The sequence below is a fragment of the Ramlibacter humi genome (genome assembly GCF_004681975.1).
GTDB classification, from domain to species: Bacteria; Pseudomonadota; Gammaproteobacteria; order Burkholderiales; family Burkholderiaceae_C; genus Ramlibacter; species Ramlibacter humi.
In genome coordinates, this window is sequence record NZ_SMLK01000009.1 from 89,392 (window position 1) to 101,828 (window position 12,437).

General features: G+C 70.8%; 17 protein-coding genes. All 17 read right to left on the minus strand.

The annotated features are described in order from the left end of the window. Positions 1 to 13: 13 nt before the first annotated feature. Genes EZ216_RS19620 through EZ216_RS19700 form a run of 17 tightly spaced genes read right to left on the minus strand, consistent with a single transcriptional unit; the run spans position 14 to position 12,435 of the window. Positions 14 to 793 (minus strand): sigma-70 family RNA polymerase sigma factor, encoded by a 780-nt coding sequence (locus EZ216_RS19620; protein ID WP_239024450.1) that lies wholly within the window; start codon positions 791 to 793, stop codon positions 14 to 16. A gap of 5 nt (positions 794 to 798) precedes the next feature. Next, positions 799 to 1,671, minus strand: a complete 873-nt coding sequence (gene fliP / locus EZ216_RS19625) for a flagellar type III secretion system pore protein FliP (protein WP_239024451.1) — start codon at positions 1,669 to 1,671, stop codon at positions 799 to 801. Continuing rightward, complete coding sequence (locus EZ216_RS19630) at positions 1,668 to 2,126, minus strand: flagellar biosynthetic protein FliO (RefSeq protein ID WP_135251488.1); 459 nt, start codon at positions 2,124 to 2,126, stop codon at positions 1,668 to 1,670. The genes fliP and EZ216_RS19630 overlap by 4 nt, the downstream gene beginning before the upstream one ends. A 1-nt stretch (position 2,127) precedes the next feature. Beyond that, positions 2,128 to 2,484, minus strand: coding sequence for a FliM/FliN family flagellar motor switch protein (locus EZ216_RS19635; RefSeq protein ID WP_135251489.1), 357 nt, complete (start codon positions 2,482 to 2,484; stop codon positions 2,128 to 2,130). A gap of 28 nt (positions 2,485 to 2,512) precedes the next feature. Then, positions 2,513 to 3,313: a FliM/FliN family flagellar motor C-terminal domain-containing protein gene (locus EZ216_RS19640; protein ID WP_135251490.1), complete on the minus strand. Its 801-nt coding sequence runs from the start codon at positions 3,311 to 3,313 to the stop codon at positions 2,513 to 2,515. Beyond that, positions 3,313 to 4,494: a flagellar hook protein FlgE gene (locus EZ216_RS19645; RefSeq protein WP_135251491.1), complete on the minus strand. Its 1,182-nt coding sequence runs from the start codon at positions 4,492 to 4,494 to the stop codon at positions 3,313 to 3,315. The genes EZ216_RS19640 and EZ216_RS19645 overlap by 1 nt, the downstream gene beginning before the upstream one ends. An 11-nt stretch (positions 4,495 to 4,505) precedes the next feature. Further along, positions 4,506 to 4,910, minus strand: a complete 405-nt coding sequence (locus EZ216_RS19650) for a flagellar hook assembly protein FlgD (RefSeq protein ID WP_135251492.1) — start codon at positions 4,908 to 4,910, stop codon at positions 4,506 to 4,508. Continuing rightward, positions 4,910 to 5,632 carry a hypothetical protein gene (locus EZ216_RS19655; RefSeq protein ID WP_135251493.1) on the minus strand — a complete coding sequence of 241 codons (723 nt, stop codon included), beginning with the start codon at positions 5,630 to 5,632 and terminating at the stop codon, positions 4,910 to 4,912. Before EZ216_RS19655 ends, EZ216_RS19650 begins: the two co-directional genes overlap by 1 nt. After that, positions 5,629 to 6,123, minus strand: a complete 495-nt coding sequence (locus tag EZ216_RS19660) for a hypothetical protein (RefSeq protein WP_135251494.1) — start codon at positions 6,121 to 6,123, stop codon at positions 5,629 to 5,631. The genes EZ216_RS19655 and EZ216_RS19660 overlap by 4 nt, the downstream gene beginning before the upstream one ends. After that, positions 6,120 to 7,445, minus strand: coding sequence for a FliI/YscN family ATPase (locus EZ216_RS19665; RefSeq protein WP_239024452.1), 1,326 nt, complete (start codon positions 7,443 to 7,445; stop codon positions 6,120 to 6,122). The genes EZ216_RS19660 and EZ216_RS19665 overlap by 4 nt, the downstream gene beginning before the upstream one ends. Beyond that, entirely contained in the window at positions 7,442 to 8,197 is a 756-nt protein-coding gene (locus EZ216_RS19670) for a FliH/SctL family protein (protein ID WP_167772984.1), read from the minus strand. Before EZ216_RS19670 ends, EZ216_RS19665 begins: the two co-directional genes overlap by 4 nt. Further along, positions 8,194 to 8,715: a hypothetical protein gene (locus EZ216_RS19675; protein WP_135251497.1), complete on the minus strand. Its 522-nt coding sequence runs from the start codon at positions 8,713 to 8,715 to the stop codon at positions 8,194 to 8,196. The genes EZ216_RS19670 and EZ216_RS19675 overlap by 4 nt, the downstream gene beginning before the upstream one ends. Beyond that, the gene (gene fliF / locus EZ216_RS19680; protein ID WP_135251498.1) at positions 8,712 to 10,157 is read right to left on the minus strand and encodes a flagellar basal-body MS-ring/collar protein FliF; all 1,446 of its coding nucleotides are present in this window, start codon (positions 10,155 to 10,157) and stop codon (positions 8,712 to 8,714) included. Before fliF ends, EZ216_RS19675 begins: the two co-directional genes overlap by 4 nt. Before the next feature lie 10 nt (positions 10,158 to 10,167). Beyond that, a complete protein-coding gene (gene fliE, locus EZ216_RS19685; protein WP_135251499.1) occupies positions 10,168 to 10,479 on the minus strand; it encodes a flagellar hook-basal body complex protein FliE in 312 nt (103 codons plus the stop codon). Next, entirely contained in the window at positions 10,476 to 10,910 is a 435-nt protein-coding gene (flgC, locus tag EZ216_RS19690) for a flagellar basal body rod protein FlgC (protein WP_135251500.1), read from the minus strand. The genes fliE and flgC overlap by 4 nt, the downstream gene beginning before the upstream one ends. A 3-nt stretch (positions 10,911 to 10,913) precedes the next feature. Next, positions 10,914 to 11,297: a flagellar basal body rod protein FlgB gene (flgB, locus tag EZ216_RS19695; protein ID WP_135251501.1), complete on the minus strand. Its 384-nt coding sequence runs from the start codon at positions 11,295 to 11,297 to the stop codon at positions 10,914 to 10,916. 19 nt (positions 11,298 to 11,316) lie between these two features. Then, the gene (locus EZ216_RS19700; protein ID WP_135251502.1) at positions 11,317 to 12,435 is read right to left on the minus strand and encodes a flagellar basal body P-ring protein FlgI; all 1,119 of its coding nucleotides are present in this window, start codon (positions 12,433 to 12,435) and stop codon (positions 11,317 to 11,319) included. Positions 12,436 to 12,437: the final 2 nt, after the last annotated feature.

Below are 12,437 nucleotides of genomic sequence, written 5' to 3' on the forward strand. Positions count from 1 at the left end.
GGAAAGGCTCCGCTCAAAACGATACATCGATGCCGGCATCGCCGCCCAGCGCCGAGCGCAAGCGCAGCAGCGCCTGCTTGTGGACCTGCGAGATGCGCCCGCGCGTCACGCCCATGGTGGACGCGACTTGCTCGAACGGCACTTCCTGGATGTAGTGGGACCGGATCACCGTGCGCTCCTGAGGCGGCAGCTCCTCGATGGCCCGGAGCAGCCGCTCGCGCAGCTGCCGCACCTCGACCTCCCGGTAGAACGGCACCGATTCGGCCCCGTCCGGGTCCTCGACCATCGAGGTGCCTTCCAGCACCCAGGCCAGCGCCAGGCCCAGCCCCACTTCGGCGATGAAGTCGAACAGCTGTTCCGTGGTCCTGGGCGCCGCGCCCGGCTTGAGGCCGGCTTGCTCCCGCGCGAGGTCCTTCATCGCCTGCATGCGCTCGGCGCGGACGCGCTGGCGCGCCGAGATCTGCTGCTGCTTCTCGGTCAGCCGCTCCAGGCCGTTGAGGATGGCACCGTGCATGCGGCGCGCAGCGAACGTGCGGAACTGCGCGCCGCGGCCCGGCTCGTAGCGCTCCATCGCTTCCAGCAAGCCGACCGACGCGTACTGCAGATAGTCGCCGAATTCGATCTCGTCGTGGTAGCGCCGGGCGTAGTAGCTGCCGGCCACCACGCGCGCGTACGGCATGTGCATTTCCAGCAGCCGTTCGCGCGCGCCTGCGTCGCCCTGGTCGCGCAGCCGGCGCCACAGCGCAGCCTCTTCTTCGGCCGCCGCGGAAAGGTGTTCGGGGTTGCTTTCCACTGCGATCAATGAAAGGAACCCACCAGCGCCCTGAGCACCAGGGTCCAGCCGTCCACCAGGATGAACATCAGGATCTTCAGCGGCAGCGCCACGGTGGTCGGCGGCATCATCATCATGCCCAGCGCCATCAGCACGCTGGAGACGATCAGGTCGATCAGCAGGAAGGGCAGGAAGATCACGAACCCGATCTGGAACGCGGCACGCAGCTCCGACAGCATGAACGCCGGGATCAGCTGGACGTTGCTGACGTCGTCCATGGACCGCGGCGGCTTCGCCTTCGACAGCTCGATCATCAGCGCGAGGTCCTGCTCGCGCGTCTGCCTGACCATGAACTCGCGCAGCGGCTCGGCGCCGCGCTGGTAGGCGGCTTCCATGCCGATCGTGCCGTTCATGAACGGCTGGAATGCCTTCTCGCTCACCTGGGTGAGCGCCGGCGCCATGGTGAACAGCGTGAGGAACAGCGCCAGCCCGATGAGCACCGGGTTGGGCGGCGTCTCCGGCATGCCGATGGCATGGCGCAGCATCGACAGGACGATGATGGTGCGCAGGAACGACGTCACGCACATCAGCAGAGCGGGCAGCACCGCCAGCACCGTCAGGCCCAGCACGATGCGCAAGGCCTGCGCCGTGTCCGTCGAAGCGATGCGGGCTGGCGCACCCGCCGGTGCCACCGCCGGCCGGCGCACGCTGTCCCGTGCCGCCGGACGCGCGGCGCGCGGGGCCTCGACCGCCGCGGGCGCGCTGGCGACGGCCGCGGGTGATGCGGCAACTTCTTCGCCGGCTTCCTGTGCGCTGGCCTGCAGGCCGGCCATCAAGAGCAGCACAGCGAGGAGCCCGATGCGGCCCAGGCGCGCCGCCGGTTGCATCCAGGAGATCACGATGACTGGCCTTCCCCGCTCTCCGCGGGATGGCGTGCGAGCAGCGTGACCTGGCTCCCTGTGCAGCCGAGCAGCAGTTCCTCTCCCCGCCATCGCACCACGTGCACGCTGGCCTGCGGTGTCAGGGGCTGGCTGGCCACTCGCTCGACGGCAACGCCGGATCGCGGGGCGGCCCAGGCCTGCAGCAGCCCGCGCGCGCCGCGACGGCGCACCACGAACACGGCAGCGCCGATGGCCAACCCCGCCAGCACGAACAACGCGAGCCAGGGCGGGTTGTCCGCCGGCCCGCCGGCATCGCGCCGGAGCGGCAGGTCCTTGGGCAGCGGGCCAGGCGCCTCGGCGGAAGCGGCGCCCACCGGGCTTGCCGCCGGCTGGGACAGCGAAGCGAGCGGCCAGGCGAGCAGCAGGCCGGCGCACGCCACCGCCAACACCGTGGAGCGAAGCACGGCGCCCATCTCAGAACTTCAGCGGCAGGGGCAGCTCCGTCACGCGCACGCCGAAGCGGCCGTCGACGGCCACCAGCTGCCCGCGTGCGACCACGCGCCCTTCGAGCAGCAGGTCCACGGGCTGTTCCACTTCGCGGTCCAGCACCAGCACTTCATGCTCACGGGCCCCCAGCAATTGGCCCACCGACATCTGCGCGCGGCCGACACAGACCTGCAGCTGCACTTTCACCGCGTGGAGTGGATTGGCGGCCGGCTGCACCGCCGCGCCGGGCTGGCCGTCCTGCGGCGCCTCGTCCAGCACGATGGGCTGCAGGCGAGGCGCCTGTTCGGCGGCCCCATTCATGAACGATTCGATCATCTGGCTCATGCCATTACCTCTTCAAAAAACTTGGGGATCAGTGCGCGATTGGGCGGGCCAGTTCGACGGCCATGCGTCCCTGCCGCGCGACCAGGTAGCCTCCAAAGACGCTGCAGCCTTCGGCATCGACCAGGCGAACGGGTTCCTGGAGCCCGTGTCCCAGCCGGACGACGTCGCCCACCCGCAACCCCTGGAGGGCACCAAGGTCCAGCTCGCAGCCGGACAGCCGCACGTCCAGTGCAAGCTTTCGGGCGGCCAATGCGTCGGCGGTGCTGCAAAGCGCATCGCGCGGAGCAGCCGCGGGCGATGTGTCAACCAGCAGCCCCGCCTGCCGGCACCAGGCACTCACGGCGCCGGGCCCGATCAGCAGGCGCCAACCGGGCGTTCCCGGCAACTCGGCATACAGCGCGCCGGACCAGGGTTGGCCCAGGCCCGGCATCGGCGACTGGGAAACGCCGCCGGTGCCAAGCATCAGGATGGCAGCCAGACGCCGGGTGACATCCCCCGCGCAAGCATCCGCCACCTCGCCGGCCAGCGCGCCCCTCTTGCCAAACAGCATCGTGGCCAGACCCGAGGCGGCGCCGCCCGGCGCCAGCAACCAGCCCTCGCCAGGGCCGAGCGCCTTCCAGCCCGGGCGCAGCACGGCTTCGGAGGACGCCGGCTCCAACCGCACGCCCAGTGCCTCGCGCTCCAGCCCCCAAGCCTGCCGCCATTCGGCAAGGGCGCGTCCGATGGCATCCGCCAGTGCGTCGGTCTGCCGGGTCGTCCAGGCCACCAGTTCCCAGCCCGCTTCGCGAGAGCGCCAAGGCGAGGCTTCTTGTCCGGGCGCGGCCTGCATCACTTGCCGCCCTTCATCTGGAACAGCTCCTGCAGCATCTCGTTGGCCGTGGAGACGACCTGGGAAGAAGCCTGGTAACCCCGCTGCATGACGACCAGTTCGCTGAACTCGCGCGAGAGGTCCACGTTGGAGACTTCCAGCACGCCCGCCTTCACGCTGCCGAAGACACCGTCGCCCGCATAGCCCAGCTTCCAGGCGATGCCGTTCGCCTCGCCGAACTGGTTGCTGCCGAGATCCTCCACGGCATCCGTGGTGTCGAACCTCGCCAGCGCCAGGCGCGCGCCCCGGGCCGTGCGGTTGTTGCTGTACGTCGCCACCAGCGTGCCCTGGCTGTCGAAAGTGACCTTGGTGAGCTGGCCGGGCGGGCTGCCGTCCTGCGACGTCATCGCGAGCGTCGACAGGCTTCCCGAGGCGAACGATGTGACGTCGCTGCTGAAGTCCAGCGTCAGTTCCTGCGACTCGCGCCCCGCCGGCGTGTAGGTGAATGCGAACTTGGACGTGGCCGCCGTCGGCCGCCCGTCGACGAACACCATCTGCGTCGTGCCGACCACGGACGAGCCGTCGAGCAGCTGCACTTTCCAGCTGCCGGGCGTGGTGGTGCCGGTGTTGGTGAACTTGACCGACAGCGTGTGCTCGCCGCCCATCGCGTCGTACACCTTCACCGAGCCGACCGTCTGTTCCGGCGTGGTGGCCGACAGGTTGCCGGTGAAACGCACGTTGCGCGTGGCCTGGCCGCCGATGGCGCGCATGCCCGCGATGCTGATGGCCACGAGGTTGCCGCCCGCGTCCAGGCCCATGACCTGGCTGCCGTCGATGCGGTTGATGAAGCGGCCTTCCTGGTCGAAATCGAACTGGCCCGCGCGGGTGTAGCGCGTGCGGCCCTGCTCGTCGCGCAGCACGAAGAAGCCGCCGCCGTCGATGCCCAGGTCGAACTCGTTGCCGCTCTGGCGCAGGTCGGCGGCGCGGAAGTCCAGCGTCGTGCCCGCGGTGCCCAGGCCCTGGCCCAGCTGCGTGCGGCCCTCGGTGCCGTTCGCCTGGTTGGCGTAGAACAGGTCGGTGAACTGCAGGGTGGCGGACTTGTAGCCCGGCGTGTTCATGTTGGCCGTGTTGTTGCCGATGACGCGCAAGCCCCTGGAAAAACCAAGCAGCCCCGACATGCCCACGTTGATGGAATCGAGCATCGTTTCCTCCTTCAGCGCACGGCGAGGATCTGGCTCAGGCTGATGCCGGGCACGACGGTGCCGCCCGAAACCGTCACGCTGATCGAAGGCGAATCGCCGCTCAGCGACAGCGACGACACGGTGCCCGTCACCTGGCCGGTGCTGGTGGTCACGTCCACCGTGCGGCCGATCAGGCCCACCGACTGCAGCGCGGCCTGGTTGGTGATCAGCTGGTCCAGCTTGTCGTTCAGCTGCTGGGTCTGCTCCAGCGACGTGAACTGCGCGATCTGGGCCATGAACTCCTGGTTGTCCATGGGCTTGAGCGGGTCCTGGTAGCTCAGCTGCGTGAGCAGGATCTTCAGGAAGTCCTGCAGGCCGAGGTTCGAGGCCGGGGTGGCGGTGGCAGCGGGTGCTGCGCTGACGGATCCGATGGCCATCATGGCTCCTGGGGTGAGTGGAAAGAGGAAAGCGCCGCCGGCGAGCCGCCAACCGGTGCTTCAAAGAAAACTTCGCCGTTGCACACGACCTTCTGCAGCCGGTGCCCCGTCTCGGCGCACTGCCGGCGCAAGTCCGCCAGCAGCACCTGCGCGCGAGCCGCCACCGCGGCGGCGTCGCCGGCGATGCCGACCCAGACGCGCAAGCCGCCGGCCGACTCTTCGACATGCACACGCATGTCCGGTGAGGGGGCGGGTGCGGGCTGGGCAGACGGCGAGGCGGTATCGGAAGCCGGCGCGCCGTCGACGGCCACGGCGCGTTGCTTCACGGGTTGCGGCGAGCCGGCCGGTTGGGTGGCTGCCGAGAGGACCAGGGCCCGATGCACCGACGATGTTTTCGCCAAGGCCAATGCCGTGGCAGGCGTGGTGCGCACGGCCGCCGCGACTCTGCCGTCCGCCCTCGAAGTCGCCGGGCCGGGAACCGGCATATCACCGTTAGCCATCACTTGCCCGCCGCGAGGCATCGCCACGTCGCGGTTGGCTTGCGGCGCGGATGGACCGCCTGCGATGGCGGCGTGTCCGTGCCCCACCGCACCGTGGAACCATTGCCGCGTCTGCGCCTTCTCCATGGCGAGCTGCCAGGCCTTGTCGACGCCGGACGGCGTGCCGGGTGCGGCAGGCGCCGCGGCCGCGTCCATCGGAAGCTGGCGGGGAATGAGCGTCATGCGCAGCCCTCCGCATCTTTCCCGCCACGCAGCTCGCGCAATGCGAGCCAGTCCGCATCGACCTGAACCTGGGCACGGCGCGCGGCCTCCCGCAGATGGAGCTCGAGCGCATTGGCCCGCGCCCGCAAGACCACGTCCAGCCGGCGCTGGCGCCGCAGCAGCTCCTGCCGTGCGGCCGAGAGATCGCCGGCGACCCGCTGTTCGTCCGCCCGCACGCCGGCAACGCGGTCATTCAGGAACGTCAGGTAGGCCAGCTGGTGACGGTGCGCGCGCGGGTCGGCGTGCGCTTCGAGAGCCTGCCGCGCGTCCTGCGAAGCCTGCACCAGCAGCGATTCCGCCTCGCGCGTGGCGGAGGCGGCGCTTTCCCGCCGCGCGAGTTCGCGAGCGACGGCCGCTTGCGCTTCGTCGGCCTCCCATTCGAGCTTGCGCTGCAAAGGCGCAAGCCGCCAGTCGAAGCCGCGGACCGGGCGCAAGGGTGGCCGCACCGTCATGCCGCCTTCCCCTTGCCCAGGATGCCGGCCAGCGCGCGCAGGCTTTCAGCGCGTGGGATTCCGCCGCCGTCCTGCCGCAGCCATCCCTGCAGGGATGGCTCCAGGGCCAACGCCTCATCCAGCGCCGCATTGGTGCCGTGCTGGTACGCGCCCAGGTCCACCATCTGCCGGTTGCGTTCGAGCACCGCCAGCTGCTGCACGGTGCGGACCACCAGCGCGCGCTCGTCACTGGTGGCCAGGTCCGGCAACAGGCGGCTGGCGCTTTGCAGCACGTCGATGGCGGGATAGTGGCCCTGCTGCGCCAGCGCGCGAGAGAGCACCACGTGGCCGTCGAGGATGGCGCGCAGGCTGTCGGCCACCGGCTCGTTGAAATCGTCGCCTTCCACCAGCACCGTGAGCAGCGCCGTGACGGAGCCGCCCGACGGCGTGGTGCCGCAGCGTTCGCAGATCTGCGGCAGTTCCGCGAACACGGAAGGCGTGTAGCCGCGCGCCGTGGCCGGCTCGCCCGCGGCCAGCCCGACCTCGCGCCGCGCCATCGCCAGCCGCGTGACCGAGTCCATGGTCAGCACCACGTCGCCGCCGCTTTCCGCGAAATGGCCGGCGATGGCCACCGCGGCATGCGCCGCGCGAAGCCGGGCCAGCGCCGGCTGGTCGGACGTGGCCACCACGACGACGGAGCGCGCGAGCCCTTCGGGTCCGAGCTGCTTCTCGATGAATTCACGCACCTCGCGCCCGCGCTCGCCCACCAGCGCGATGACGTTGACCTGGGCCTTCACGTGGCGCGCGACCATGCCCAGCAAGGTGCTCTTGCCGACGCCGCTGCCGGCGAAGATGCCCACCCGCTGGCCGCGCCCGATGGTCAGCAGGCCGTCGATGCAGCGCACGCCGGTTTCCAGCACGCGCTCGATGCGCGGCCGCTGCAGCGGATTGGGTGCCGGTGCGTGCAGCGGGCGCCGCGCACGAGTGGCTGGCGCGGGACGCCCATCCAGCGGCTGGCCGAAGCCGTCGATGACGCGGCCCAGCAATTGCGATCCCACCGGCACGTCGGAGTGGTGGCCCAGCGCGACCACCTCGTCGCCGGCACCGATGCCTTGGGTGCTTCCATAAGCCATGAGCGTGACTTCACCGCCGCGCAAGCCCACCACTTCCGCCAGCACGCCATCGCCGCCCTGCCCGGCCGCGCGGATGCGGCAAAGCTCGCCGATGGTGGCCTGCGGGCCTTCGGCGTCGATCGCCAGCCCCTGCAAGCGGCGCACCTGCCCCAGGCGCCGGTGAAGCGGCACGGCGCGCAGATGCTCGCGATAGGCGCGCAGTGCCGTCACTCGCCGCCTCCCTGCGCGCGCCGCGCACGGACTTCCAGAAGCCCCTGGAGGCATTCCTCGAGCAGCGTTTCCAGCCGCGCGTCGAGCGCCGCGGACGCGCTGCGCGCGATGCAGCCGCCGGTGGCAACGGAAACATCGGCCACCCACCGCGTCGCCTCTTGCGCGCCTGGTTCCGACCGAAGCAACGGCAGGTCGTCCGGGTGCACGTGGAAAGCCGCGCCGGCACGGGCCTGATCGCGCAACTGCCGCACCTGCGCCCGGATGCCTTCCGGCGTGACCAGGGCGCTGCCCAGCACGCGGCACGCCAGTTCGTAGGCGAGCGCCACCGCCTCGTCCTCGGCCAGTTCGCGCCACGCCGCCTGCTGCTGGTCGACGGCAGCGGCCAGGGCCTGCAGCCGGCTCTCGCGCTCGCGCAGCGGTTCCATGGCTTCGGCGACAGCCTTGTCCAGCGCGGCGGCCGCGGCGGCCTGCGCGTCGGCCTGGCCTTTCTTCAGGCCTTCGTCGTAGCCCGCGCGCAGGCCTTCCTCCCGGCCGGCCCTCAGGCCCTCTTCGCGGCCGAGACGCACGGCCTCCTCGCGCGCACGGGCCAGCACAGCCTCGTGCAGCTTTTCGGGATCGATCGCGTGCACGGCCGGCGCGGCACCGGCGGTGGGCGCCGCGGGAAACACCGCGCGGCGGCCGATGCGCACGCTTTCCGGCTGCAGCGATGCGTCGCGCAGCACGAGGCCGGCTTCGATTCCCGTCCCGCTCACCGCCGCATCCCTTTCCAAAGCAGGCGCGACAACGGTCCCCATCCGCGCCCGCCGGCCGGCTTGACCTCGCCACCCGTTTGCAGGCGCCGCCAAAGCACTTCACACAACGCCTGCTGCAAGGCCGGCGCCTGCGTGGAAGCCGATGCCTCGACGCCGCCAAGTGCCAGGGCCACCTCGTTCCTCCAGGGCCATGCGCGCAGGCCGAGCAGCGTGGAGACGAGCCGTGCCGGCTCCGGCCGCAGCACCTCCACCAGCAGCCGCACCTGGGAAGGCGACAGACGCTCCAGTCGATCGGCCGCGCCCATCGCCGCCGGCTGCGGCGCCGCTTCGACGACGTCCTTCAGCAAGGCATGGTCGGGCGGGATGTCCAGCTCGCGCAATTCGTCGAGCAGCCCTTCCATTTCCACGCGATCGCGCGGTGCGAGCGAGTCCAGCAACCATTCGCGATCGGGCTTCGGCAACGCATGCACCAACAGCGCGGCCCGGCGATGCGAAGCGGCAGGCAAGGCCAACGTCATCGCGCATCCCCGACAGGTGCGATCAGCGCGGCTTCCGCCGGCCGGGCGCCGTCGCCCTCGCGCAGCCACGCTTCGACACGGCGCAGCGCAACCTGCCGCTGCTCCTGCGAGAGCGGTGCACCGGGCGCGGCGGCGCGGCGGCGGGCCCACAGCAGCAGCGAAGCCGCTGCTGTCAGGATGAACAGCGCCAGCACCGCGATGGCCCATGGCGCAGAGCTGTCCTGCCCCGGCCCCGCAGGCGCCTTCGGCGCAGCGGGCTCGGCACCGGCCACCGGCGGAGCAGCGGCCGCCTGTGCCGCGTGCATGGACTGCACGACGACAGCATCGCCCCGCTCGGGTGAGGCGCCCACGGCGACCGCAACCAGCTTGCGCGCCTGTTCCTGCTGCTGCTCGTCCAGCGGCTGCCGAACGACGGCCACCACCTGGATGCGGCGGATGGAGCCGGGCTGGCTCACCACCTGCTCCACGCGCCGGCCGGCCTGGTATTCCACTTCGCGCTGCATGCTGCTGCCGCGTGCGCCCTGTGCATCGCCGCCGCGCGCATCCGGCGCGCCGTTGTCGCGGCTGGACTCGCGCTCGCGCACCATCACGCCTGCGGTTGCGCCGCCGCGGCCGTCGGGGCCGCCGATCACGTCTTCGGTGGTGACGCGCACCTGGTCCATGTTCAGCGTGACGTCCACGCTGGCCAGCGCCTGCCCGGCGCCGAACGCGCGTTCCAGCACCAGCGCCGCCTTGCGCGACAGGTAGTTCTCGGTCTCGCGCTTGAGGTCCAGCCGCCCGCCGGCGCCGGCCTGCTCGCCATCGTCGGAAGCGCGGCTGAGCGCCACGCCCTGGTGGTCGACCACCGTGACCTCCTGCGCCGCGAGCCCGGGCACGGAGGCCGCCACCAGCCGCTGGATGCCATTGACCTGGTCCGGCCGCAGCGCCTGGCCCGTCCGCATGGTCAGCGTGATGGCCGCCTTCGGTTTGGAGGACGCCTGCCGGAACAGGCCCTGCTCTGGAAGCGCCAGGTGCACGCGCACGTCGCGCACTTCCGGGAACGACAGGATGGTGCGGGTGAGCTCGCCCTGCAGCGCGCGCTGGTAGTTGATCTTCTGCGCGAACTCGGTCATGCCGAATTCGGCATTGTTGAACAGCTCCAGTCCCACCGCCCCGCGGAGCGGCAGGTCCTTGCCCATCAGCTTGAGGCGTGTGGCGTGCACCTGCGGCTTGTCCACCAGCAACGTGGTGCCGCCGTCCGCCACCGTGTAAGGCACTTTCTGCTTTTCCAGCTCCTGCGCCATGACGGCGGCATCTTCCGGCTTCAGGTCGGAGAACAGCACCGCCTGCTCCGTGCGCAGCAGCCACCAGCCGCCGGCCAGCGTCGCCGCGGCGATGACCGCCACGCCCGCCGCCAGGCCCACCTTCGCGCGCGTGTCCAGCGCTTCCCACCAGGCTTTCATGTTCCGCTCCCTACACCTGCATCCGCATGACTTCCTGGTACGCCTCGAGCACGCGGTTGCGCGCCTGCAGCATCACCTGGAAGGCGATGCGGCTTTCTTCGAGGCGAACCATCACCTGGTGCAGGTTCTGCGTTTCGCCCAGCGCCAGTTGCTGCAGGTCGGTCTGGCTCGTCTTGAGCTGCTCGTTGAGCTGCTGCAGGCCCTCGGTGACGAGATTGCCGAAAGGCGCCTGCACGCCTTGCGCAGCCCCGGCGGAAGGCAGCGACGGCAGCGGCGCCACTTCGTCGTGCTGGCCCAGGCCCTGGATGGATTCGATGTTCATGTGCCGCGCCCGATCTCCAGGGTTTTCAGCGCGAGGGTGCGCGCGGTGTTCAGGGCGGCCACGTTGGCCTCATAGGCCCGGGTGGCGCTCATCATGCTGACCATCTCCGTCGCCGCATCGACGGCGGGATAGGCGACCAGGCCCTGTTCGTTGGCGAGCGGATGTCCCGGTTCCTGCACCAGCCGCGGCGCGATGGCCGCGGGCTCCACTTCCGCGGCAGGCAGCGACGCCGCCTCGAGGCCGCTTTCCACCAGGCTGCCGAAGGCCCCCGGTTGCGCCGCGCGCGCGACCACGTGCAGCGGCTGGTAGGCCGGCGCGGCAGGGTCCTGCACCACGTTGGCGTGGGCCAGGTTCATGGCCGCGACTTCGACTCGCGTGCGCTCCAGCGCCATGCCGGCGGCGCTGACCGCGAAGGACCGTAGGTAATCCATGGCTTATTTCTTCCCGTCAGCCGCCGCCGCGGCGAGGATGGAGAGGTGCCGCGACAGGCCTTGCGTGAGGGCCTGGTACTGCACGGCGTTGCGGGCCATCTCGGCCATTTCCTGGTCGACCTGCACCTTGACCGGCCGGCCTTGCGCGTCCGTCGCCGGTTCCACCTGCATGCGCACGCCCGCGAGCGCGAAGGCGTCGACCGAGCCCTTGTCGCGCAGCGTCTGGCGGGCCTCGGCCAGCCGGTCCTCGAACGACAGGCGCACCGGCACGTAGCCTTCGGTGGCCGCATTCGCGATGTTCGCGGCGATGGTCTCGTGCCGGCGGCTGGCTGCCTCCAGGCCAAGCGACAGCGCCGCTGTCGTGATCGCCTCCAGTTGCTGGGTCACTGCATTCCTCCTTTTCCGGTTACTGGATCACGAGGTCGCCGTGCAGCGCGCCGGCGGCCTTCACCGCACGCAGGATCGAAATGATGTCCCGCGTGCTCGTCTTCATCCGCGCGAGCGACTGCACCAGGTCGGAGACCGTGCCCGCGCCCGCCAGGAAGCCGGTGCCGCCGGCCTCCTCCACATCCATCTGCGTGTTCGTCACCACCGCCGTGACCACGCCGGGTCCGGCACGGTCGAGGAAGGAAGGCTGCGACACGCTGTTCTGGCTGGTGATGGTCACCTTCAGGTCGCCATGCGAGATCGCCACCGGCGAGATGTGCACGTCGCCGCCGGAAACGACCGTGCCGGTGCGCTCGTTGATCACCACGCGCGCGCGGCGGTCGGGCTCGACCGTCACGTTCTCCAGCCGGGCGAGGAAGCCGACCGGCTCGTCGCGCAGCGCGGCGGGGACCTGCACCTCGATGCCCGATGCGTCGCGTGCCCGCGCGAGACCCGGACCCAGCTGCTCGTTGATGGCCGTGGCGATGCGGCTGGCGGTGGTGTAGTCCGGCTCGGCCAGCACGAAGGTCACCTGGCTGCGTGCCGGCTGCGTGTTCTCCATGCCGACTTCCACCGTCGCACCGGAAGGGATGGCGCCGGCGGTCGGGTGGTTTTTCTGGACCACGTTGCCGTTCGCGTCGTAGCGGTGGCCGCCGACGGAAACAGGGCCCTGCGCCAGCGCGTACACGCGGCCGTTGGGCGCACGCAGCGCGGTGAGCAGCAGGCTGCCGCCCACCAGGCTGCGCGCATCGCCGCTGGAGGCGACCTGCACGTCCAGCGTGTCCCCTTCGCGGGCGAAGGCCGGCAGCGAAGCGCTCACCATCACCACGGCCACGTTGCGGCTGTTCACCTGCTCGGGCGGAACGCTCAGGTTGAACTGCGACAGCACGTTCGACAGCGCCTGCCGGGTCGCGCGGTTGGCCGAGGAGTCACCCGTGCCCGCCAGGCCGGTGACGATGCCCGTCCCCACCAGCACGTTGTCCCGCCAGCCCTGGACCTTGCCCAGGTCCTTCACGCGCAGCGGGGTGGCCAAGGCAGCCGCGGCGGCCAGCACCAGCGCGAGGAAGGCGGCTTGTTTCCTGAGGGAAAGCTTGCGCATCT

What these genes read in the sequence shown, in the direction of transcription:
- EZ216_RS19630 (WP_135251488.1), bottom strand. Translation starts at nt 2,126, where the DNA reads ATGGGCGCCGTGCTTCGCTCCACGGTGTTGGCGGTGGCGTGCGCCGGC.
- EZ216_RS19635 (WP_135251489.1), bottom strand. Translation starts at nt 2,484, where the DNA reads ATGAGCCAGATGATCGAATCGTTCATGAATGGGGCCGCCGAACAGGCG.
- EZ216_RS19640 (WP_135251490.1), bottom strand. Translation starts at nt 3,313, where the DNA reads ATGCAGGCCGCGCCCGGACAAGAAGCCTCGCCTTGGCGCTCTCGCGAA.
- EZ216_RS19645 (WP_135251491.1), bottom strand. Translation starts at nt 4,494, where the DNA reads ATGCTCGATTCCATCAACGTGGGCATGTCGGGGCTGCTTGGTTTTTCC.
- EZ216_RS19650 (WP_135251492.1), bottom strand. Translation starts at nt 4,910, where the DNA reads ATGGCCATCGGATCCGTCAGCGCAGCACCCGCTGCCACCGCCACCCCG.
- EZ216_RS19655 (WP_135251493.1), bottom strand. Translation starts at nt 5,632, where the DNA reads ATGACGCTCATTCCCCGCCAGCTTCCGATGGACGCGGCCGCGGCGCCT.
- EZ216_RS19660 (WP_135251494.1), bottom strand. Translation starts at nt 6,123, where the DNA reads ATGACGGTGCGGCCACCCTTGCGCCCGGTCCGCGGCTTCGACTGGCGG.
- EZ216_RS19675 (WP_135251497.1), bottom strand. Translation starts at nt 8,715, where the DNA reads ATGACGTTGGCCTTGCCTGCCGCTTCGCATCGCCGGGCCGCGCTGTTG.
- fliF (WP_135251498.1), bottom strand. Translation starts at nt 10,157, where the DNA reads ATGAAAGCCTGGTGGGAAGCGCTGGACACGCGCGCGAAGGTGGGCCTG.
- fliE (WP_135251499.1), bottom strand. Translation starts at nt 10,479, where the DNA reads ATGAACATCGAATCCATCCAGGGCCTGGGCCAGCACGACGAAGTGGCG.
- flgC (WP_135251500.1), bottom strand. Translation starts at nt 10,910, where the DNA reads ATGGATTACCTACGGTCCTTCGCGGTCAGCGCCGCCGGCATGGCGCTG.
- EZ216_RS19700 (WP_135251502.1), bottom strand. Translation starts at nt 12,435, where the DNA reads ATGCGCAAGCTTTCCCTCAGGAAACAAGCCGCCTTCCTCGCGCTGGTG.